Annotated in this window: 14 protein-coding genes and 3 pseudogenes; 12 read left to right on the top strand and 5 right to left on the bottom strand. The window is 70.4% G+C overall.

What is annotated here, in order from left to right:
• Nucleotides 1-104: 104 nt before the first annotated feature.
• On the bottom strand, nt 105-497 hold the full coding sequence (locus ACZ5VC_RS33095; RefSeq protein WP_469123660.1) for a hypothetical protein: 393 nt from the start codon (nt 495-497) through the stop codon (nt 105-107).
• Between the two features lie 149 nt (nt 498-646).
• On the opposite strand from ACZ5VC_RS33095, the gene ACZ5VC_RS33090 reads away from it, so the two are divergent.
• Both ACZ5VC_RS33090 and ACZ5VC_RS33085 read left to right on the top strand, forming a co-directional pair.
• Nucleotides 647-1,915 (top strand): ATP-binding protein, encoded by a 1,269-nt coding sequence (locus ACZ5VC_RS33090; RefSeq protein ID WP_469123659.1) that lies wholly within the window; start codon nt 647-649, stop codon nt 1,913-1,915.
• Between the two features lie 532 nt (nt 1,916-2,447).
• A pseudogene (locus ACZ5VC_RS33085) lies at nt 2,448-2,600 on the top strand (IS5/IS1182 family transposase); the annotation flags it as partial.
• Nucleotides 2,601-2,699: 99 nt separating this feature from the next.
• On the opposite strand, the gene ACZ5VC_RS33080 reads toward ACZ5VC_RS33085, so the two are convergent.
• Nucleotides 2,700-4,400, bottom strand: a complete 1,701-nt coding sequence (locus ACZ5VC_RS33080) for a serine/threonine-protein kinase (protein ID WP_469123658.1) — start codon at nt 4,398-4,400, stop codon at nt 2,700-2,702.
• 169 nt (nt 4,401-4,569) lie between these two features.
• Nucleotides 4,570-6,135, bottom strand: a complete 1,566-nt coding sequence (locus tag ACZ5VC_RS33075) for a S8 family peptidase (protein WP_469123657.1) — start codon at nt 6,133-6,135, stop codon at nt 4,570-4,572.
• A 229-nt stretch (nt 6,136-6,364) separates the two neighbouring features.
• Here ACZ5VC_RS33075 and ACZ5VC_RS33070 point away from each other — a divergent pair, with 229 nt between their 5' ends.
• Both ACZ5VC_RS33070 and ACZ5VC_RS33065 read left to right on the top strand, forming a co-directional pair.
• Nucleotides 6,365-7,417 (top strand): lactonase family protein, encoded by a 1,053-nt coding sequence (locus ACZ5VC_RS33070; protein WP_469123656.1) that lies wholly within the window; start codon nt 6,365-6,367, stop codon nt 7,415-7,417.
• Between the two features lie 122 nt (nt 7,418-7,539).
• Nucleotides 7,540-8,537 (top strand): annotated as a pseudogene (locus tag ACZ5VC_RS33065) (LacI family DNA-binding transcriptional regulator).
• A 106-nt stretch (nt 8,538-8,643) separates the two neighbouring features.
• Here ACZ5VC_RS33065 and ACZ5VC_RS33060 read toward each other — a convergent pair.
• Nucleotides 8,644-9,963 carry an ROK family transcriptional regulator gene (locus ACZ5VC_RS33060; RefSeq protein WP_469123655.1) on the bottom strand — a complete coding sequence of 440 codons (1,320 nt, stop codon included), beginning with the start codon at nt 9,961-9,963 and terminating at the stop codon, nt 8,644-8,646.
• A 191-nt stretch (nt 9,964-10,154) separates the two neighbouring features.
• Here ACZ5VC_RS33060 and ACZ5VC_RS33055 point away from each other — a divergent pair, with 191 nt between their 5' ends.
• Genes ACZ5VC_RS33055 through ACZ5VC_RS33040 form a run of 4 tightly spaced genes read left to right on the top strand, consistent with a single transcriptional unit; the run spans nt 10,155 to nt 14,753 of the window.
• On the top strand, nt 10,155-11,474 hold the full coding sequence (locus tag ACZ5VC_RS33055) for an extracellular solute-binding protein (protein ID WP_469123654.1): 1,320 nt from the start codon (nt 10,155-10,157) through the stop codon (nt 11,472-11,474).
• 14 nt (nt 11,475-11,488) lie between these two features.
• Nucleotides 11,489-12,487 carry a carbohydrate ABC transporter permease gene (locus tag ACZ5VC_RS33050; protein ID WP_469123653.1) on the top strand — a complete coding sequence of 333 codons (999 nt, stop codon included), beginning with the start codon at nt 11,489-11,491 and terminating at the stop codon, nt 12,485-12,487.
• 28 nt (nt 12,488-12,515) lie between these two features.
• Complete coding sequence (locus ACZ5VC_RS33045; protein ID WP_469123661.1) at nt 12,516-13,355, top strand: carbohydrate ABC transporter permease; 840 nt, start codon at nt 12,516-12,518, stop codon at nt 13,353-13,355.
• Between the two features lie 36 nt (nt 13,356-13,391).
• Entirely contained in the window at nt 13,392-14,753 is a 1,362-nt protein-coding gene (locus ACZ5VC_RS33040) for a GH1 family beta-glucosidase (protein WP_469123652.1), read from the top strand.
• 69 nt (nt 14,754-14,822) lie between these two features.
• On the opposite strand, the gene ACZ5VC_RS33035 is transcribed toward ACZ5VC_RS33040, so the two are convergent.
• Nucleotides 14,823-17,015, bottom strand: coding sequence for a discoidin domain-containing protein (locus tag ACZ5VC_RS33035; protein WP_469123651.1), 2,193 nt, complete (start codon nt 17,013-17,015; stop codon nt 14,823-14,825).
• A 297-nt stretch (nt 17,016-17,312) separates the two neighbouring features.
• Between ACZ5VC_RS33035 and ACZ5VC_RS33030 the strand changes: the two genes are divergently transcribed.
• The 4 genes and pseudogenes from ACZ5VC_RS33030 to ACZ5VC_RS33015 all read left to right on the top strand — a co-directional run.
• Nucleotides 17,313-17,924, top strand: a complete 612-nt coding sequence (locus ACZ5VC_RS33030; RefSeq protein WP_469123650.1) for a hypothetical protein — start codon at nt 17,313-17,315, stop codon at nt 17,922-17,924.
• A 171-nt stretch (nt 17,925-18,095) separates the two neighbouring features.
• Nucleotides 18,096-19,568 (top strand): aldehyde dehydrogenase family protein, encoded by a 1,473-nt coding sequence (locus ACZ5VC_RS33025; RefSeq protein ID WP_469123649.1) that lies wholly within the window; start codon nt 18,096-18,098, stop codon nt 19,566-19,568.
• Between the two features lie 114 nt (nt 19,569-19,682).
• Nucleotides 19,683-21,266 carry an APC family permease gene (locus ACZ5VC_RS33020; RefSeq protein ID WP_469123648.1) on the top strand — a complete coding sequence of 528 codons (1,584 nt, stop codon included), beginning with the start codon at nt 19,683-19,685 and terminating at the stop codon, nt 21,264-21,266.
• Nucleotides 21,247-21,494: pseudogene (locus ACZ5VC_RS33015) on the top strand (hypothetical protein); the annotation flags it as partial. The gene ACZ5VC_RS33020 and the pseudogene ACZ5VC_RS33015, both read left to right, overlap by 20 nt.

Here is a 21,494-nt window from a genome sequence, read left to right as displayed (position 1 = left end):
CCCCCCCCCCCCCCCCCCCCCCCCCCCCCCCCCCCCCCCCCCCCCCCCCCCCCCCCCCCCCCCCCCCCCCCCCCCCCCCCCCCCCCCCCCCCCACGCCGGGGTGCTACTTCCCGCCCCGCTTCTCGGGCGGATCCTGCGGGTCCACGCCGGTGAAGGCGGAGGCGTCCTTGCTGCCGCTGGGGCGCTGGGAGCGGCCCTTGCGCCCCCTGTCGTGCATGCCCTTGTCGCCGGATCCGCCCTTGGCCTGCTCCTCCCCTCGGCGTCCGGTGCTCTCGGCGGTGTCTCCGGGAACCGTCCCGGCTTCTTCCTTGGACACCGTCCTGCCGGAGCCCTTATCCGGTGCGTATTTCTCCGCGTGGAAGGAGCGATGCGCACTCGGGTTGCTCTGCTGACGGGTCTCGTCCACGTCCGGAGACCAGCCGTGCTGCTCGGTTCCCGAGTGCCGGCTCGGTCCTTCGCCGTGCGACGGCTGGGATGGCTTCGCCCTCTTCGTCATGGCCCGACCTACCTGTTTCCTGTCGTTGACGCCCCCTGGTCACTCCACACTCCGGTACTACCCCAATTTTCTCATGTGATGGTAAATAGGCACAAAACCGACTGAATGGCGGCAATGTTGAGAGGGTGGGGAGAGCAGGAGGCTCGGAGATGGCCGGCTGGCTGGTACGCGACTTCCGCCCCGACGACCTCGAAGGGGTCATCCGGAACGATGCCGAAAGCGGCGACAGCGACCGGCCGGCCGTCTTCCGCCTGTCCGACGTGATCACCGCTCTCCAGGCGCTCCACCCCGCGGTCGTCGCCGTGGCAGACGGACTTCTCGTAGGTGCGGCCGTGGGCCGGATGGAGGGAGACCGGGCATGGGTCATGCGGATCAATCTGCATCCCGCCTGGCGGAATCTCGGGATGGGGAGCGAACTGCTTGCCGCCCTGGAGCACCGTTTGCGCGGGGCCGGGGCCCGGACTCTGGCGGCCGTGCTCCCCGTGAACGAGTCCGGTGCCACGGCATTGCGCAATTCCGGGTTCCGCACCCGCGAAGGAATGATCTACTTCGAGAAGCAGGAGGCCGCCACGGCCCAGGACGCGGTGCTGCTGGCTTCTCTGGGCGGGGCGGTTCCTCCGCCCGGGCTCTGGGCGAAGCTGGCCGGCATGGCGGTCGAGAAGCAACTGATCGAGCGCCGATTGGTCCTCCCTCTGACGCACCCCGAACTGGCCTCCCAGCACGGCGTCGAGCCGCCCCGGGCCGTCGTGCTGTTCGGGCCGCCCGGCACAGGGAAGAGCACCTTCGCCAAAGCGGTGGCAGGCAGGCTCGGGTGGCCGTTCGTCGAAGTTCTCCCCTCCCGTCTCGCACTGGAGGAGGGGCTGGCCCATGGCCTGAGCCGGCGTTTCGATCAGCTGGGCCGACTCGACCATGCCGTGGTCTTCATCGACGAGGTCGAGGAAGTAGCCGGCAGCCGCGACGACGCGGACCGTGACTCCATCGGAGTCGTCAACGAACTCCTCACCTCGATCGTTCGCTTCCGTGACCGGGACAACAGGCTCCTCATCTGCGCCACCAACAACGTGGCCGCCCTGGACCCGGCATTCCTGCGGCACGGCCGGTTCGACTACGTCCTGCCGGTGGGTCCACCCGATCAGGAGGCCCGGTCCGCCCTGTGGTCGAGCTACCTCGCCACGGTGGGAGAGGGAGTCGACATCCCCCAACTCGCCGCGCGAAGCGAGGGGTTCACGCCTGCGGATATCGCCCAGGTCTCACGAACCGTTGCACAGACCGTCTTCGAGCGGACCCTCGACACAGGGAACCGGGCGCATCCCACGACGGAGGACTACCTCCACGCCATCAACAGCACTCGTCCCACGGTCACCCGCGAGATGGCAGCACAGTTCGCGGACCACTCCAGCCGCTTCGAGCGCACGTGACGAACCGCTTCCGATGCCGACGAAGACGTCTTCAGCTCGCATTCGGACGGGCGTGGTCATGGGCGAGAGGCCCGGGCGGTTGCCGGGGATGGCGGGCACCATCGCTCGACGACGGCGGGGCCCCACTTCAGGGTGCCGCCACCTCGGTGCGCTTGATGTGGAAAACCCCACCGCAGAAGGGAAGCGCTCGGCAACAGGCGCACACCGCACTGCATCGGAACGGACGACAAGACTGCTGGTGTCGTACTCGCCGAAGAAGCTGGGCTTCTTCCAGGCAGAAGACATGGGCGCATGAGGAGGTTTGATTGCCGTCAAGCGCCCTTTCACGGCGCGCATCGACGCGTCGAAAATCGGCCCTACTCCTAGCAGGGCGCAGGCATCGTCCATAGCCGCGCCGGCGGAGCGCCTCAAGCCATCCGTCGCCGGGTGACGCACGAAGTAGCAGCCGCCGCCCGTGGTGAGCAGGTATTTAGCCATGGCTTCCCCCTGGAGGCGCTTCTGCACCGCCTCGAAGCCCTTGGCGAGGTCGCGAACCGTCAACCGCGCACTGTCCGCGGCCCGGGCACCGGTCGAGCGCGGCGTCGCACGGCTCAAACCGTGGCGCATCTTCCGCAAAGCCAGGTGCAGCCCGAATCGAATGACGTCAATCGCCGCAGCCGTCCTCACCCTCGAGCGGCAACGCTGAAAGAGCTCACTCACTACGGCCACGACGTCCTGGTCTCACAAGCGGGCGCCTGGCCTGGGGTCTGCGCCCAGGCCAGGCCAGTCGGGGAACCGCCCCGTCTCAGGACGAGGGGTAGCTCGCCACGACCTTTCCGTCGCTGCCAGCGGCCAGGTAGCCGACCGCGTTGTATTCGTTGATCAGGTAGAAGCGCAGCGTCGGCTGGTCGGAGTTGAAGGTCCAGCGGTCGACGATGACATAGCGCATGGTCGGGCGCTCCACGCGCAGTTCGCCCTCGCCGCGCTTCATCAGCGCGGGAAGGCCGGCCCAGGGCATGGCGGCGGCGTCGAAGGGCTGCTCGTCCGCCGCGTCGGCGCTGATGGTGCCGCCGGGGCCGGTGCGCCGGGCGACGCCGTTGCGGAATTCGTACTCGTCGTAGGTCTTCGCGCCGGGCCGCGTCGGGATCTCGGCCAGGGCGTACTCCTCGTAGATCGTCAGCTCCTTCATCCGCGTGGTGCCGCTGACCTTGCGGAACGACTCGACGACCGTGCGGGCGTTCGCCGTGGTGAGCAGGGTGCCCTTGGTGGCGGGGGTGCCGGCGCCGGTTGTCTTCCCGCCGCCGGTGGACGGAGTGCGGTCACCGGTGGACGGGGTGCGGTTGCCCGTGGACGCGGTGGTGCCACCGGCCGACCCGCCGGCGTCGTCACGCGAGCCGCCGTCGGGGAACAGCTTCAGGGCTCCGGCGACGACGAGCGCCGCCGCTGCCAACCCGAGGGGGACGGCGAGTACGGCGGCGCGGCGGCGCGGCCGGGGGGCGGTGGGTGGCGTGGGCGGACCGAACACACCGCCCCCCGAAGGGGCGTGGGAAGGGACGGTCGGCGGGGTCCAGGCCGGGGACGCGGGCGGCGTGTACGCCGGGTGCTGGCGGGGCGGGGTGAACGGGCCGGGGGCGCCTCCCTCCGGCGCTCCGGTGGCGGGCCGCCCTGCCGCGGCGTCGGCCAGCAGCTGCTCCAGGCGGGCCCCGTCGGGTCGCAGCCCGGGATCGCGCACCAGGAGCTGGGTGAGTACGGGTGTCAGCGCACCGGACCTCACCGGCGGCGGGATCGGGTCGTCGAGCACCGCCACCAGGGTCGCGAGGCTGGTGGAGCGACGCAGGGGGTGGTGACCCTCGGCCGCCACGTACAGGAGCATGCCGAGCGACCACAGGTCGGAGGCCGGATTGCCCTCCTCGCCCCGCACCCGCTCGGGGGCGATGAACTCGGGCGACCCGATCAGGTCACCCGTGGAGGTGAGCCGTGACGTCGCCTCGCCGAACGCGGCGATGCCGAAGTCGGTCAGGACAGCGCTGCCGTCGCGGCGCAACAGGACGTTGGCGGGCTTGACGTCACGGTGCTGGATGCCGGCGGAGTGGGCGGCGCGCAGGGCCGACAGGACCTGCCTGCCGAGTGTGAGGACCTCCGGCACGGGCATCGGGCCCTCGACGAGGCGGTCGTACACCGAGCGGCCCTCGACGAGTTCCATGACGATCCAGGGGTGCGAGCCGTCCGCGGGCTCGACGATGTGATGGATCGTCACCACGTGCGGGTGCGACAGTCGCGCCAGCGCCCTCGCCTCGCGAACGGCCCGTTCGCGCAGCTGCGCGGTGAGTCCCGGGGTCGCGTCCTCGACCGCGGGGTCGGGCGGACGGACCTCCTTGAGGGCGACATCGCGGTCCAGGGCTACGTCACGTGCGCGCCAGACCGTGCCCATGCCGCCGCTGCCCAGCCGGGAGATCAATTGGAAACGCCCGTCGACCAGGGGTCTTCGGTCCTCACTCGTGCTCATGGGCGGTCATGGTATTCCGGGCCGCCGACAGGCTGATCCCTGGGCGGCCGATGGAGGCGATTCGGCCCGGGGCGGTCACCGCACGGGCGCCGTCACATCGGACCATTCCGGGCAGGCCGTCCCCGCGGCGGACCGTGCTCCGGGGCCCGGAGCACGGTCCGCTCCCGCTTCAGAATCGCAGGGCCCAGGAGTTGATGTACCCGGTGTTTCCGCCGCGGGTGTCGAACACGCGCAGTCGCCAGACGCCGTTCGCGGTCTCGGAGGAGGCGTTGATCGCGTAGACCACGGTGAAGTCGGTGACCGCCCAGGCCTCCCACTCGTCCTTGATGGGATACGCGGTGCCGTCCGGTGCGATCACGTCGATCCTCAGGTCCCCGGCTTCGGGATGCCTGATGTCGATCTCCACGTCGAGGTCTGCCGGGGCCCGCCCGGAGACCCCGCTGACGGTGACGGGTGACTTCACGGTCGCCATGTCGGTCACCGGGTAGTCGGTGGTGTTGGCGAAGCGCTTCCCCGGCGGGCGCTGCGGCGGGCTGCCCACGTTGAGCAGCCGGTTGGCGGAGCCCGGGCCGGCGTCGATGACCGATCCGGTGGTGGCGGAGGCCGTGAGCGCGGACGCCACCTGCGCCGGCGTCGCCGTGCGGTGGGCGGCCAGGTAGAGCGCGGCGGCGCCGGTGACGTGCGGGGTGGCCATCGAGGTGCCCGACATGCTCGTGTACCAGTCGTCGGAGAAGTACGCGGCCGAGGTGATGGAGTCCCCCGGGGCGAACAGGTCGACCAGCGGGCCGTAGTTGGAGTAGGAGGCCCGGTGGTCGAAGTCGCCGACCGAACCGACGGTGAGCGCCGTCTGCACCCGGGCCGGGGAGTGGCCCGAGGCGTCCATGTCCTGGTTGCCCGCCGCGACGGCGTACGTGATCCCCGAGGTGATCGAGTTGCGTACCGCGGTGTCCAGGACGTCGTCGGGATCGCCGCCGAGGCTCATGTTCACGACCGCCGGCTTCACCGCGTTGCGGGTCACCCAGTCGATCCCGGCCACCACCTGCTCGGTGGTACCGGAGCCCGTGTAGTCCAGTACCCGGACCGCGACGATTTTCGCCTTCTTCGCCACGCCGTACGTGGTGCCGGCGACGGTCCCGGCGACGTGCGTGCCGTGGCCGTGGTCGTCCTGGGCGGTCATGTCGTCGTCGATGGCGTCGTATCCGTTCACCGCGCGTCCGCCGAAGTCCTGGTGCGTGATGCGGACTCCGGTGTCGATGACGTACGCGGTCACTCCCTGGCCCGCCGTGTCCGGGTAGGTGTAGCCGCCCTGGATCGGGAGGCGGCGCTGGTCGATCCGGGCCAGGCCCCAGGAGGGCGGGTCCGGCTGGGTGGCGTCGAGGCCCACCCTGCGGTTCTGTACGACCTTGGCGACTGCCGGGTCCGCGGCCAGGCGCCTGGCCTGGCGCTCCGTCAGCTCGGCCGCGAAGCCGTTCAACGCGGAGTCGTAGGTCCGGCGGATCCTTCCGCCGGAGCGTTCGACGACCGAGCGGCCCCCCGCCGTGCGGGAGGCCGCTCGGGCCGGATCGAGCATGACGAGGTAACTGCCGGGCACGGTCCCGGGCGCTCCGGCGTTCTGGACGACGCCCTCGGGCGGTGCGGCGGCCGCCGAGGCCCCCGCGTCGGATCCGAGCGCGAGCGCGGCGGCGAGTGCGAGGACGGCGCCGAGGCGCCGCGGTAAGCGCGGTCTGGTCGTCATTCGAACGGACCCCCCTGGTCTGAGTACGACCCGCCAAGGTTGGGGCTGCCGTCGGCCGCCGCACAAGGGGGCCGCGACAAGCGGAGGGCGCCCGGTTCGCGGCGGTCGCCCTCCCACTGGCCCCCGGCTCGGTGACCGGCAGGCCAACTGGTCGTTGAGCTCCGAAATCCGAAACGGAATCCGAAAACGACGGAAAGGTCTTTCTGTGAGCGGCGTGGAGCCCAGGAACGTGGCGGAACGTAACAGCGGTGGGAGGGCGTACATCGGCTCGTTCACCTCGGGGGGCGGCCAAGGAATCACCGTCGCCGCCGTCGATCCGGCGACCGGAGCGCTGACCCCGCTCACGTGCGTGGATCCGTTCCCGAACCCCTCGTGCCTCGTCCTCTCCCCGGACACGGGGGTGCTCTACGCGGTGAGCGAGGCGGAGCAGGGCGCGGCAGGCGCCTTCCTGCCGGGCGCGGAGGGTCTGACCGCCCTCGGCCCCGCGGTCGCGGTGGACGCCGGCGGCCCCACCCATCTCAGCGTGGCCGGGCGCCGTCTGCTGACCGCCAACTACGCCTCGGGCAGTGTCAGCAGCCTGGCCGTCGCCGCGGACGGCAGCCTCTCGGGGCCCACGGCCGTCTTCACCCACGAGGGCCGCGGCCCGGACACCGAGAGGCAGGACGGACCGCACGCCCACCAGGTGCTGCCCGACCCCACCGGCCGGTGGGTTCTCAGCGTGGACCTCGGAACCGATTCGGTCCGGGTCTGCGCACTGGACGAGACGACCGGCCACCTGCGGGCGCACGACGAGACCGTGCTGCGCGCCGGGTCGGGGCCTCGCCACCTCGCCTTCCACCCGGAGGGCGGTGTGGTCTATGTCCTCCACGAGCTGGAGCCCCAACTGACGGTCTGCCGTTGGCACTCGGGGCCCGGCCGTCTGGAGGTGCTCTCGGATGTCCCGATCGGCACCGATGATGCTCCCGAGGGTGTGCGGGCCTACCCTTCGGTCGTCACGGTCTCCTCGGACGGGCGCTTCCTGTGGGCCGCGGTGCGCGGCAGCAACACGCTCCTGACCTACGGTCTCGCCGACGGAGCCGAGAAGCCGCAGCTCACAGGAACCGTCGCATGCGGAGGAAGCTGGCCGCGGGACCTGGTGGCCGACCCCACGGGGCGCAGACTCTACGTCTCCAACGAGTGGTCCGGAGACGTCACCTGGTTCGACGTCGACCAGGAGGCCGGGCAGTTGCGTCGCGCCGGCTCTCTGGCGGTACCGGCCGCCGCCTGCGTGGTCTTCGGCTGACGCGAAGCGACCCGACCTCTTCCCGACGGCCTCGACCGGGACGGGTACGCCTGCTTCGAGCTCGGCGACGCTGCGGGAAAACAGCACGTTAGGGTGCGGACACGAGCAGACGGGCCCCTAAGCTGGAGGACGTCGCGCGGGAGGCGGGGGTGTCCCGGGCGACGGTGTCGCGGGTCGTCAACGGGGTGCGTAATGTCGACCCCGGGATCCAGGATCTGGTCCGCCACGCCATCGAGCGGACGGGGTACACCCCCAACCGGGCCGCCAGTCGCTCGTCACCCGGCGCGCCGAAACCGTGGCGCTCATCGTGTCCGGTGCGGGGGACAGGTTCGCGGCCCGGATGTTCGCCGACCCGTTCCTCGGCCGGATCGTCAGCGGAGTCGTCGGATATCTGCGCACGCGCGCCATGCATCCGGTGCTGCTGTTCGCCGAGTCGGAGCCCGCCAGGAAGCAGGTGGTGGAGTATCTGCGCCAGGGAAGCGCGGACGGGGCGCTGGTCGTGTCCATCGACGCCGACGACCCCCTGCCGGAGATGCTCGTCTCCGCCCGGATTCCCGTCGTCCTGTGCGCCCGGCCCTCGCACCCCCTGGCTGTCAGCCATGTCGACCTGGACCACTACGAGGGGGGCCGGCTGGCCGCGGGGCATCTGCTGGGCCGCGGCTGCTGGCACATCGCCACGATCTGCGCTCCGCAGGACATCCCGGCGGGACGCGACCGGCTCGCCGGGTTCCGTGACGCGCTGGGCGACGCCGGTCTGCCCGTGCCCGCGCTCGTCGAGGGCGCCTTCACCCTCGACAGCGGGGCGGTGGCCATGAGCCGGCTCCTGGCCGAGTACCCCCGGGTGGACGGTGTCTTCGCGGCCAACGACCTGATGGCACAAGGGGCGTGCCAGATCCTGCGCGAACAGGAAAGGCGGGTCCCCGAGGACGTCGCGGTGGTGGGTTTCGACGACTCCAGGGTCGCCGTGACCTGCCGGCCGCCGCTGACCACCGTCCGCCAGCCGGTGGAGCGCATGGCCGCGGCGATGGCGGAATTGCTGGGTGAGCAGGTCCAGGGCTCCCGCAGGGAACCCACCTCGAGGATCTTCGAACCCGAGCTGGTCGTACGGGAGTCCGCCTGATCGGACACGGGCCACCGCCGGCCGGCTCGTCCACCGCACCGCGGCACCCCCTCCAGCGCCGGCTGCCGTACGCCCGCTCCAGCCCCAGCCCCAGCCCCAGCGCCGCCTACTGCACCGCGCGTTCCCGCAGAGTCGTCCGCCACGCCGGGCTCGGCTCCTCGGGCTCGGCCCGCTCACTGCGGCCGCCGCGTGCGAAGAAGTCGGCGAGCGGAAGGATCGCCGCCCCGACCGTGACCGCGTCCGGTCCCAGGGTGCCGAGGCCGATCCGCACATGGGCGGCCGGATAGGACAGCGCGTAGGACGTGGCGTACGCCCGTACGGAGTCCAGAAAACGGGGTCCGAGCTGCAGGCCCGCCCAGCCGCCGACCAGGATGCGCTCCGGCTGGAAGAGGTTGATCAGGTCCGAGAAACCGGCGCCGAGGTATTCGGCGGTCTCCTCCAGGACTTCCACGGCCGCCGCGTCGGCCTCGGGCAGGCTGCCGTCGTCGCCGGGAGTGGGATAGGCGGCGGCCAGCATCGCGGTCAGCGCGGTCTCCTCGGACGCGCCCGCGGGCGGCTGTCCGCCCGCCTCGCGCCACCGGTCGAGCAGTGCCTCGGCCCCCGCGTACGCCTCCAGGCAGCCGAGCGCGCCACAGCGGCAGCGCCGCCCCCGCACCCGTACGGTCAGATGTCCCCACTCGACGGCGCGGCCGGGACCCATCTCGTCCGTGACGACGCAGGCGCCGACGCCGGAGCCGAAGAGGACGACCACGGCGCTCTGCGCCCCGCGGCCGGCGCCGAACCACATCTCGGCCTGGCCGAGGGTCTTGGCGCCGTTGTCGATGAAGTAGGGGACGGTGTCGGGCAGTCGCACGGTCTCGCGCAGCAGGCGCTCCAGCGGGACGGCGTCCCAGCCGATGGTCTGGCCGTGCACCACGGCGCCCCCCTCGCCGCGCGCGACGATGCCGGGGACGCCGATCCCGACGCCGAGCAGCTGCTCCGGGGGGATGCCGCCGCGGTCCAGGACCTCGGCGATGCCGTCGCGCAGATGGCCGACGATCACGCCGACCTCATAGCGGTCGACGCGCCGCGGGCCCTCGACGACCAGGGGCTTCTCGACCCGGGCGAGTTCGGTGAGGGCGAGGTCGAAGAGTTCGATCCGCACCCGGGTCTCCCCGACGTCGACGCCGATCATGTAGCCGCTGGTGGGGTTGATGCGGACCAGGATTCGGGGCCGTCCGCCCGCGGAGTCGACGCTGCCGGCCTCCTCCACGAGTCCCTCGGCGACGAGCTCTGCCACCACATTGCTGACCGAGCCGGAGCTGAGCCCGGTGGCGGGGCCGAGCGAGAAGCGGCTCAGGGGTCCGTCGAAGTACAACCGCCGCAAGACCGCCGTGCGGTTCTCGCGCCGCAGGTCATGCACTGTACGGCCGCTGCGCACTCTCACGCTGCCCCTCTTTCCTCAGTCCTGATACGCAACATACCCCTGCGGCACCTCTTGACGCGATCTTCGCTTGAGGTTTAACTCACATCCTAAATTAAGCCGTGAGGTTCTTCGGGTCCCAACGCGGCGCGCTGTCCCGACCGACCCTTCCCCTCCCCGGCGATTCCGTCACTCCACGAAAGGCCTCTGGAGTCATGCGCAGAATCAGAGCCGCAGCCCTCGGCGCCGTCACCCTCTCCCTCGTCCTGACCGCCGCCGCCTGTGGCGGCGGCTCCGCGTCCGGCGGTGGCGGGCCGAACTCCCAGCCGAAGACCCTCACGTACTGGGCCTCCAATCAGGGCGCGAGCATCGAAGTGGACAAGAAGGTCCTGCAGCCCGAACTCGACAAGTTCGAGAAGGAGACCGGCATCAAGGTGAAGCTGGAGGTCGTTCCCTGGTCCGATCTCCTCAATCGCATCCTCACCGCCACCACGTCGGGCCAGGGCCCGGACGTCCTGAACACAGGCAACACCTGGAGCGCCTCCCTCCAGGCCACCGGCGCCCTGCTGCCCTGGGACAAGGGGAACTTCGAGAAGATCGGCGGCAGGGACCGCTTCGTCGCCTCCGCGCTCGGCTCCACCGGTGTCCAGGGCAAGGACCCGGCCGCCGTGCCGCTCTACTCGATGGCGTACGCCCTCTACTACAACAAGAAGCTGTTCGCCGAGGCCGGCGTCGAGAAGCCCCCGGCCACGTGGGACGAACTGGTCGCCACGGGCAAGAACCTCACCAAGGACGGCACGTCCGCGATCGGCGTCGAGGGCTCCAACCTGTCCAACAACATCCACCAGGTCTTCGTCCTCGGCAAGCAGCACGGCGCCGACTTCTTCACCGAGGACGGCAGGGCGGACTTCACCTCCGACGGCGCCGTCGCGGCGGTCAAGCAGTACGTCGACCTCATGGCCGAGCACCGGATCGTGGCCAAGGGCAACGCCGAGTACGCGCAGAACCAGTCCCTGAGTGACTTCTCCAAGGACAAGACCGCCATGGTCCTGTGGCAGACCGCCTCCGCCACGTTCAAGGCCCAGGGCATGAGCGAGGACGAGTGGGGCGTCGCGCCCGCCCCCGTGCAGTCCGGCGTGCCGGGCACCGGCAAGGCCACGAACTCCATGGTCGCCGGCATCAACATAGGGGTCTTCAAGAACACCAAGAACGTCGACGGCGCCTTGAAGTTCGTGAAGTTCATGACCGGTGACGAGGAGCAGAAGATCCTCAACAAGGCATACGGATCCATCCCTCCGGTGACCTCCGCCCAGCAGGATCCCGCGTTCAACTCCCCCGCCCTCGCGGTCCTGCGCACCACCCTCGCCACCAGCGCCTCGGCCCTTCCGCAGGTCCCCGAGGAGTCGCAGTTCGAGACCGTCGTCGGCACCGCGGTCAAGGAACTGTTCGCCGACGCCGCCGCCGGCCGCCCGGTGACCACCGCTTCGGTGAAGGCGAAGCTCGAGAAGGCCCAGCAGCAGATGCCCAAGAAGTGAGCACGGACACCCCCATGACCACCACCACCGCCATCGAGAGGGCCGGCGGGCGGACCGAGCGGCTGGAGGACCCCAAGGCGGCGCGCGGCGCGCGGCGCCCCGGGCGGCGGCGCACTCTCGGCCTGCCGTATCTGCTGCTGCTTCCCGCTCTGGTACTGGAACTCCTCGTCCACCTGGTGCCGATGCTGATCGGCATCACGATGAGCTTCAAGGAGCTCACCCAGTTCTACATCCGCGACTGGGGCAGTGCGCCCTGGGCCGGCGTGGACAACTACGCCGTCTCGTTCGACGTGAACGCCCCCGTGGGTGGGGCCCTGCTCCGGTCCTTCGTCACCACCTGTCTCTTCACCGTGGTGTCCGTCGGACTGTGCTGGTTGCTCGGCACCGCAGCCGCGATCTTCATGCAGGAGACGTTCCGGGGCCGGGGCGTCCTGCGGGCGCTCTTCCTCGTGCCGTACGCGCTGCCCGTCTATGCCGCGGTCATCACCTGGGCGTTCATGTTCCAGCGGGACAACGGCCTGATCAACCACGTCCTGCACGACCAGCTCGGCCTCACCGACAGCCCGCCATTCTGGCTGATCGGCGAGAACAGCTTCGTCACCCTGCTCGTGGTCTCGGTGTGGAAGGGCTGGCCGTTCGCCTTCCTGATCATGATGGCCGGGCTGCAGAACATCCCCCGGGACCTCTACGAGGCGGCCGCCCTGGACGGCGCCGGGATCTGGCAGCAGATCCGGCGCATCACCCTCCCGTCACTGCGCCCGGTCAACCAGGTCCTGGTGCTGGTGCTGTTCCTGTGGACGTTCAACGACTTCAACACGCCGTTCGTCCTGTTCGGCAAGTCGGCGCCGGAGGCGGCGGACCTGATCTCGCTCCACATCTACCAGTCCTCGTTCCAGACCTGGAACTTCGGGACCGGTTCGGCGATGTCGGTACTGCTGCTCCTGTTCCTGCTCGTCGTCACCGGCGTCTACCTGCTGATCACCTCCCGGGGAAGAAGGGCGTCCGATGCCTAGGCGATCCGAGCGGTTCCCCCACTCCCCCATGGCGGCCCCGCGCTCCTTCCTCTGGAGCAGGCGGATCTTCCTCACGCTGCTCACCGCGTTCGTCCTGCTGCCGGTCTTCGTCATGGTCTCCAGCTCGCTCAAGCCACTGGAGGACGTCACGGGGAAGTTCCAGTGGATCCCCTCGACGCTGACCATCCGCCCGTACCTCGACATCTGGGAAACCGTCCCGCTCGCCGACTACTTCATGAACTCGCTGGTCGTGGCCGGCGCGGCGACCGTCTGCTCCGTCGTCATCGCGGTGTTCGCGGCCTACGCCGTCAGCCGCTACGCCTTCCGCGGCAAGCGGGTCTTCACCGTGACGGTGCTCTCGACCCAGATGTTCCCCGGCATCCTCTTCCTGCTGCCGCTGTTCCTCATCTACGTCAACATCGGCAACGCCACCGGCATCGCGCTCTTCGGCTCGCGCGGCGGGCTGATCCTCACGTATCTCACCTTCTCCCTGCCGTTCTCGATCTGGATGCTCATCGGGTACTTCGATTCCGTTCCCCGGGATCTCGACGAGGCGGCCAAGGTCGACGGCTGCGGCCCGCTCGGCGCGCTGTTCCGGGTCATCGTGCCGGCGGCCGTCCCCGGGATCGTCGCCGTCGCCGTCTACGCCTTCATGACCGCCTGGGGCGAGGTCCTCTTCGCCTCCGTCATGACCACCGACACCACGCGCACACTCGCCGTCGGTCTCCAGGGCTACTCCACCCAGAACGACGTGTACTGGAACCAGGTCATGGCCGCCTCACTCGTGGTGAGCGTCCCGGTCGTCGCCGGATTCCTGCTGCTCCAGCGCTACCTCGTCACCGGCCTCACCGCGGGCGCGGTCAAGTGACTCCCTTCCCAGACGCTCTTCCCCGAGAGGTTCTCCGTGTCCGAATCGCCAGACCTGGCCGCCTTTCCCCCCGACTTCGCCTGGGGCACCGCCACCTCCGCCTATCAGATCGAGGGTGCCGTCGCGGAGGACGGCCGGGCGCCCTCGATCTGGGACACCTTCTCCCACACCCCGGGCCGGGTCGACAACGACGACCACGGCGACGAGGCCTGCGACCACTACCACCGCTGGCCCGAGGACATCTCCCTGATGCGGCGCCTGGGAACCAACGCCTACCGCATGTCGGTCGCCTGGCCCCGCGTCGTTCCGGGCGGCGACGGACCGGTCAACGCCGCGGGCCTCGACTTCTACGACCGGCTGGTGGACGGCCTGCTCGCCGCCGGAATCACGCCCAGCGTGACCGTCTACCACTGGGACCTCCCCCAGGCCCTCCAGGACAGAGGCGGCTGGACCGCACGCGACACCGCCGAGCACCTCGCCGCCTACGCCTCCGTCGTGGCCGGGCGCCTCGGCGACCGGGTCACCCAGTGGGCCACCCTCAACGAACCGCTGTGCTCCGGATGGATCGGCCACCTGGAAGGCCGGATGGCCCCCGGCCTGACCGACCTGACCGCCGCCGTCCACGCCTCCTACCACCTGCTTCTGGCCCACGGACTCGCCACACAGGCGATCCGCGCGGCCGCGCCGGGCGCCCAGGTCGGTCTCGTGACCAACCACTCCACCGTCGAGGCCGCCTCGACCCGCCCCGAGGACCGCGCTGCAGCCGTCCGCATGGACGGCCACATCAATCGCTGGTGGCTGGACCCCGTTTACGGCAGGGGCTTCCCCGCCGACATGCGGGAGCTCTACGGAGTGGAACTCCCGGAAAAGCCGGATGACTCGGCGACCATCGCCGCACCCCTCGACTGGCACGGCCTCAACTACTACTTCCCCGCCACCGTCGCCGACGACCCGGAGGGACCCGTCCCCCACGCCCGCGAGGTCCGCCTTCCGGACGTTCCGCGCACGGGCATGGACTGGCACATCGACGCCGGCGGCCTGGAGGCACTGCTGATCCGCCTCACCGACGACTACGGCGTACGCCGGCTCTACGTCACCGAGAACGGCTCCGCGTTCCCCGACAGGGTGGGCCCCGACGGGGCCGTCCACGATCCCGAGCGGGCCGGCTATCTGGAGCAGCATGTGGCGGCCTGCGCCCGCGCCGTCCGCAAGGGGGTGCCGCTGGCGGGCTACTACGCCTGGTCGCTGCTCGACAACTTCGAGTGGGCCTACGGCTACGACAAGCGCTTCGGCCTGGTCCATGTCGACTACGCGACCCAGACCCGCACCATCAAGACCAGCGGACGCCGGTACGCGGACATCATCCGTGCCCACCGCAGGAGCGCCGTCGCCGACTGATCCACCCACCGCGCGGGTTGGGGAGGGACCGGTCTCCGTCACGGGGACGGAGACCGGCGAAGCAGGGAGTCAGGGATACGAGACGACGGTGGAGGGGGTCGTTGACGTACCCGACGTGGGTGACCCGGTGTCGTTGACAACGTGGTCGTAGTGGCCGTTGCCGCCGAGTGAGACCACGAGGAGGCTGTGCAGCTTCACCCCGGGCTTGACCGGCACCTTGAAGCCGTGGGCCTGCCGGATGGCCGGGTCCACGTTGTAGTAGCAGTAACTGCCCAGGCCCCAGGCCTCGTGGACGTTCACCGAGTCGTCGACCCGGTAGGCGGCGTATCCCTTGGTGGCCCCGTTCTGGATGGCGGCCTGGTTGGGCGCGTCGTACGCCTTCTCGTTCTGGAAGAAGACCGTCCGGCCGCGCTCGCCGTACCAGTCGACGTCGTACTTGTTGAAGTGCTCGACGAACAGGCCGGTGGCGAGGACGTCGTCACCGTTGACCCGCACGCCGTAGTCGGCGCGGTTGGTCTCCCATCCCACGCCCTCGCCGTGGTCGGCGCGCCACACCCAGGTGTGGTCGACGATGGTGTCGTCGCTGTTGACGACCATGCTCGTGGTGGCCTTGCCGGCGCCCGCGCCGCCGATCCGGAGGTAGACGTCCTGGACGGTGGCCGGGTTGGCGGCGTGGTCGGCGGAGGCGCCCTGGGGGCCGATCTCCAGCAGGGTCGGCGAGTTCACCGGGCCCGCGTCGATGAGGAGACCGGCGAGCTTCACGCCGTCGACGTCGGCGACCTTCAGGGCCGTCACCCCGTTGTCCGGAACGATGGTGGCGAGGCCCAGGCCGAGCACGATCGTGTTCGGCCGCTCGACGTTGATCGTCCGGTCGACGTGGTAGACGCCCGGCGTGAACAGCAGGTGCAGGCCCTGGGCCAGCGCGGCGTTGATGGTGGCCGCGGTGGCACCCGGCTTCACGACGTAGAACCTGCTCAGCGGGACCGACTCGCCCTGCGGGGTGCCGTTCGCCCATGTCGTGCCGCGCGCGTTCGTGCGCTTGGCGGGGGTGAAGACCTTGTACTCGGTGCCGTCGAGGTAGAGGAAGGGCTTCTCGCGGGAGATCGGGGTGGTGGCGAGCGTGGTGTACGGCGGCTCGGGGAACCCGGTGGCCGGAGCGCCCTCGACCCCCGAGAAGGTCATGTTCCACACGCCGTTGGTCCAGCCGCCGACGCTGCTGTCCCGGGTGTACCACTGCTGCTGCGAGTACGGTCCGACCGTGCCGTCGACCTTGCTGTCGGCGATGTAACCGCCGCTGGCCCAGCCATAGCCCGTCGGCGCGAGGTTCAGGCCGCCCTTGACGTGCATGCGGCGGAAGGAGGCCGCCTGGGAGACCGCCCAACGGTTGGTTCCGCTCACCGGGTTGAGCGCCAGGTTCTCCGCGGACCGCCAGAAGTTCTGCGTCGCGTTGCCGTTGAACCAGCCGGCGTCCACGGTCACGTCCCCGTTGAACGTGGTGTCGTCGGGCCGGAGACCCAGACCCGCGATCTGTGTGTAGAAGCCGATCTGGGCGTTGATGTTGTTGTACGCGCCCGGCTTGAAGAGGAACGCGTGCCGCCCCGAGCCGAACTGCGCCGACTCCTGCTGCTTGAACACCTCGTCGAGCTTGCCCTGGATGTCGGGTGTGGACGGGTCGAAGACATGGACGTTCGGGCCGAGATCGCCGCCGCCGGGCAGCGGCGTGCCTCCGTCGCCGGTGGTGCCGTACACCTGGAACTCCCAGAGCGAGTAGCCGTATCCGGTGGCGCGGGCGGTGCCGTACACGCGGACGTAGCGGGCGGTGCCGGAGATGCTCAGCGTCTCCGTGCCGCCGGCCCCGGTGGTCGTCGCGTACGCCGTCGTCCAGTCGGTGCCGTTCGCCGACAGTTCGATCCGGTACGCCTTGGCGTAGGCGGTCTCCCAGCGCAGCACGACCTGACTGAGCGCGGCGGGGGCGCCGAGGTCCACCCGCAGCCACTGCGGGTCGGATGCGGCGCTCGACCAACGGGTGTCGTTGTCGCCGTCGACCGCGTCGGCCGCGGGGGTGCCGTAGTGCTCCTGACTGGACACCGCCACCGGCTTGCCCTGCGAGAGCAGGACGGGCTCGGCCTGTGCGGCGGGGGCCTGGACCAGTGACAGCAGGGCGGCGACCAGGGCCGTGACCACCGCCCCGGCGAGGCCGCGGCGGGTGGTTCCGGATCGTCTGCGTGGAGGTGGCGCCGGGGGTAAGGCGAGTGCGGGCATGGCGAAGTCCCCTCGAAGGCGGGTGGTTGGGACACGGCGGGAGAGCGCTCTCCGGGAACCTTGCCCGCCCCGCGCGCCAAGGGTCAACAGTTCTGACACGACTTTTCTTTGAGCTTGTCTTAAGCTCCGATCTCGCAGGCGCGCCCGGCAGATGAGCGCTGAGCGATCCCGACTGGAGCAACGCCGCGCTGTAGCAGCTTGGGTACGTAACGTAACGACTCGGAATCAGCCGTCACCTTCGACCCGCGGACCGGTTTGACTGTCTCGGCGAGTCGACACGGCCTCAGGAGCGACCTCATGGGCAAGCACAGGCAGCAACACCGCGCGACCGGTGGTCGCTTCACCCTGATGTACGCCACCACGGCCATGGGCGTCGTCGGAGCCCTGGCTCTCGTCGTCCAGTCGGCGGACGACGGTGCGACGGCCCGGGTACGGGCGGTACCGGAGGTCCGGCACACGGCGCTGCCCGAGGCCACGAACGTCTCGGCCCCTGCGCGGGGGAGGGACCAACGGGCCGACGAGGGGCCCGGGTACACCGCCCTGTCACCGACCGCGCCCCCGCGGCCGGCGCCCTTGCTCGGCGCCGATCCACGCCCGGGCGTCACCGATTCACGCACGGGCGTCGATGGTCCCGTCCGGTTCGCGCCCGCCCCGCCCGGACGCGGCCCACAGGGCGCCGCCCCGCCCCGCCTGTCTGGAGAGCCGGCGCCGGCGGCCTCCCCGGGGCCCGCGACCCCCGGGGGCGACGGCGGCGGCACGGGCGGCGGGGGGTCCGCCCCGTCCTCGCCGCCGTCCCACCCCTCGCCGACCCCCGCTCCGTCCACCTCGCCGTCACCGTCACCGGCCCCGCCTTCCGGCGTCATCGGCGGCCTGCTGGACAGGCTCGACCGTCTCCCCCTTCTCGGCTGACGCGCCGCCGGAAGCCGAGAAGCACGGGCTCGCCGTCGCGCGGGGCACCTCTGACCCGCGGAGATCACCGGACGTGACGGTCGTCACTTCCCGTGACCGACTTGGAATGCTTCCTGAAATGAGGGGCAGGCCCCAGGAGCCCAGTCCCGAGACCACCGGAGGATCCGAACCATGCCCGAGCTATTCATCGGCGGCCAGTGGATCGCCGCCGTCGACGGGCGGACCCGTGAGATCCGGTGCCCCGCCGACAGTTCTCTCGTGGCCACCGTCGACGAGGCCGGCCCGCAGGACACCGTCGCCGCCATCACCGCCGCCCGGGAGGCCTTCGACCACGGCCCCTGGCCGCGGACCGGCCCGGCGGAGCGCGGCGCGCTGCTGCTGCGCGTCGCCGACCTGCTCGTACGCGACAAGGACCTGCTGGCGCGCGCCGAGTCGCTCGACACCGGCAAGCGCCTGGTCGAGTCCGCGTACGACATGGACGACATCGCCAACTGCTTCCGCTACTTCGGCACGCTCGTCGCCGCCCAGGAGAGCGGACGGGTCGTGGACACCGGCAACGCCGCCGTCGACAGCCGCGTGGTGCGCGAGCCGGTCGGCGTCTGCGGACTCATCACGCCCTGGAACTACCCCCTGCTCCAGACCGCGTGGAAGGTCGCTCCGGCGATCGGCGCAGGAAACACCTTCGTTCTCAAGCCCAGCGAGCTGACCCCGCACACCGCCATCCACCTGATGAAGCTGCTCCAGGAGGCCGGCCTGCCCGACGGGGTCGCCAACCTCGTCCTCGGCGCGGGCCCGGAAGCCGGCGCACCGCTCTCCGAGCACCCCGGCGTCGATCTGGTCTCCTTCACGGGGGGACTGCAGACGGGCCGGCGCATCATGGCCTCGGCCGCTCCCACGGTGAAGAAGGTCGCACTGGAGCTCGGGGGCAAGAACCCCAACATCGTCTTCGCGGACGCCGACTTCGACACGGCCGTCGACATGGCGCTCACCGCTGTCTTCCTGCACTCCGGGCAGGTCTGCTCGGCGGGTGCCCGGCTGCTCGTCGAGGACCCGCTGCACGACCGGTTCGTGGACGAGGTGGTCCGGCGCGCCCAACTCATCCGGCTGGGTGGCCCGTTCGACGAGAAGGCCGAGACCGGACCGCTGATCTCCGCCGCACACCTGGACAAGGTCGAGGCCTATGTCACCGCCGGTGTCGCCGAGGGCGCCGTCCTGCGCTGCGGCGGCGCACGCCCCGACGACCCCGCGCTGGCGAACGGCCACTTCTACCCGCCGACCGTCCTGGACGAGTGCCGCCACGACATGACGGTCGTCCGGGAGGAGTCCTTCGGCCCGGTGCTCACCGTGGAGCGCTTCGCCGACGAGGACGAGGCCGTGAGGCTGGCGAACGACACCGTCTACGGGCTGGCCGGCGCCGTCTGGACCACCGACGAGGCGAGGGCCCGGCGGGTCGCCGCCGGGTTGCGGCTCGGCACGGTGTGGATCAACGACTTCCACCCGTACGTCCCCCAGGCCGAATGGGGTGGCTACAAGCAGTCCGGTACGGGCCGCGAACTCGGGCCCGCTGGGCTGGCCGAGTACCAGGAGACCAAGCACATCTGGCGGAACACCGCCCCCGAGCCCCAGCACTGGTTCGCGGGCTGAGCCCCCGGCCCCACTCGGCCGCCCTGCCAGCCCTGTCGTACCGCCCCGGGCCCTCGCCCACCTCATCGGCGCACCCGGCGCCCCATCTTCTTCCTGCCCACCCGGAGGCTAGTCATGAGCATGACAAAAGATGATGCCGAGCTTCATGAGTTCGGTTACAGACCTGAGCTGAAACGCACCCTCGGCAACTTCCACACCTTCGCCGCGGGCATCAGTTACATCTCGATCCTCACCGGCACCTTCCAGCTCTTCTATTTCGGATTCGGCTTCGGTGGGCCGGCCTACTGGTGGTCCTGGCCCCTCGTGTTCGTCGGCCAGCTGATGGTCGCCCTGTGCTTCGCCGAGCTCGCCGCCCGCTATCCCGTCGCCGGATCGGTCTACAACTGGGCCAAGAAGCTCGGCGGACCGCATGTCGGCTGGCTGGCCGGCTGGATGATGCTGATCGCCTCGATCGTGTCGATCGCGGCCGTGGCCCTCGCCTACCAGGCGACGCTGCCGCAGATCTCCAAGGTCTTCCAGATCGTCGGCGACGGCACCGGCACCTACGACGTGGCGACCAACGCGGTCGTCCTGGCCGCCGTGCTGATCCTCTTCACCACGCTGGTCAACGCGTTCGGTGTGAAGCTGATGGCGAGGATCAACACCGCCGGTGTCTTCCTCGAACTCATCGCCACCGTCGTCCTCATCGTGCTCTTCGCGGTGAACGTGGTCCGCGGGCCCGATGTCGTACTCGACACCCACGGCCACGGCGGCGGCGGGCAGTTCGGCTACATGGGCGCGTTCCTCACCGCGGCCCTGGCCTCCGCGTACGTCATGTACGGCTTCGACACCGCGGCGTCCCTGGGCGAGGAGTCCGTCGACCCGTCGCGCAACGCGCCGCGCGCCATTCTGCGGGCGCTCCTCGCCTCGTTCGTCCTCGGCGGCCTCATCCTCATCCTCGCGCTGATGAGCGTCAGCAGCCTCGACGGCAAGGGCATCACCAGCGACGGACTCCAGTACGTGGTGCTCGACGTGCTCGGTGACACCGGCGGCAAGCTGATGCTGTGGTGCGTGCTCATCGCGGTGACCGTGTGCGCGCTGGCCGTGCACACCGCCGCCATCCGGCTCGCGTTCGCGATGTCCCGCGACAACAACCTGCCGGCCGCGTCCCTGATGGCGAAGGTCAGCCCGCGCTTCCACACCCCGGTGCTGCCCGCCGTCATCGTCGGCGTACTCGCCCTGGGCATCCTGCTGGTGAACATCCGTCAGCCGCAGATCTTCTCGGTCGTCACCAGCATCGGCATCATCATGATCTATGTCGCCTATCTCCTGGTGACCCTGCCGATGCTCGTCGCCCGCCTGCGCGGCACATGGAAAGCGGCCGGTGACGGCAAGTTCTCGCTCGGCCGCTGGGGTCTGCCCGTCAACATCGTGGCCGTGGTGTGGGGCGGCTTCATGACCTTCAACCTCGCCTGGCCGCGCGCCGAGGTGTACAACGCCGCCGCCCCCTACCACTGGTACCTGCGCTGGGGAGCCTTCCTCTTCGTGGGCGTCGTGATGCTCGGCGGCTTCGCCTACTACTGGTTCGTCCAGCGCCACCGCACGGGTGTCCTGGCCGACCACGCCGCCACCGATACCGCCCCCATGTCCACCCCCAGCACCGTCACCGGAACGGACAACGAGAGTGAGCCGGAGACCCATGTCCACGCACAGCACTGAGACCACCCCGACCGCATCGACGACCGCGGCCGCCGGCGCCACGGAGGAGTTCGACTATGTCGTTGTCGGTGGTGGGACGGCCGGCAATGTGGTGGCGGCCCGGCTCAGCGAGGACCCGTCGGTCACCGTCTGTGTCCTGGAGGCCGGCCCGTCCGACGTCGGTGACGACAACATCCTGCGCCTGGAGCGGTGGATGGGCCTGCTGGACTCCGGCTACGACTGGGACTA

This window comes from Streptomyces sp. NPDC033174 (assembly GCF_055577795.1).
The sequence above is the reverse complement of the archived record's forward strand: the minus strand, read 5'-3'. Positions and strand labels throughout refer to the sequence as shown.

Excerpts from the sequence above, each read along its gene's own strand:
- ACZ5VC_RS33095 (WP_469123660.1), bottom strand. The coding sequence starts at position 497 with ATGACGAAGAGGGCGAAGCCATCCCAGCCGTCGCACGGCGAAGGACCG.
- ACZ5VC_RS33090 (WP_469123659.1), top strand. The coding sequence starts at position 647 with ATGGCCGGCTGGCTGGTACGCGACTTCCGCCCCGACGACCTCGAAGGG.
- ACZ5VC_RS33080 (WP_469123658.1), bottom strand. The coding sequence starts at position 4,400 with ATGAGCACGAGTGAGGACCGAAGACCCCTGGTCGACGGGCGTTTCCAA.
- ACZ5VC_RS33075 (WP_469123657.1), bottom strand. The coding sequence starts at position 6,135 with ATGACGACCAGACCGCGCTTACCGCGGCGCCTCGGCGCCGTCCTCGCA.
- ACZ5VC_RS33055 (WP_469123654.1), top strand. The coding sequence starts at position 10,155 with ATGCGCAGAATCAGAGCCGCAGCCCTCGGCGCCGTCACCCTCTCCCTC.
- ACZ5VC_RS33050 (WP_469123653.1), top strand. The coding sequence starts at position 11,489 with ATGACCACCACCACCGCCATCGAGAGGGCCGGCGGGCGGACCGAGCGG.
- ACZ5VC_RS33045 (WP_469123661.1), top strand. The coding sequence starts at position 12,516 with ATGGCGGCCCCGCGCTCCTTCCTCTGGAGCAGGCGGATCTTCCTCACG.
- ACZ5VC_RS33035 (WP_469123651.1), bottom strand. The coding sequence starts at position 17,015 with ATGCCCGCACTCGCCTTACCCCCGGCGCCACCTCCACGCAGACGATCC.
- ACZ5VC_RS33030 (WP_469123650.1), top strand. The coding sequence starts at position 17,313 with ATGGGCAAGCACAGGCAGCAACACCGCGCGACCGGTGGTCGCTTCACC.
- ACZ5VC_RS33025 (WP_469123649.1), top strand. The coding sequence starts at position 18,096 with ATGCCCGAGCTATTCATCGGCGGCCAGTGGATCGCCGCCGTCGACGGG.
- ACZ5VC_RS33020 (WP_469123648.1), top strand. The coding sequence starts at position 19,683 with ATGAGCATGACAAAAGATGATGCCGAGCTTCATGAGTTCGGTTACAGA.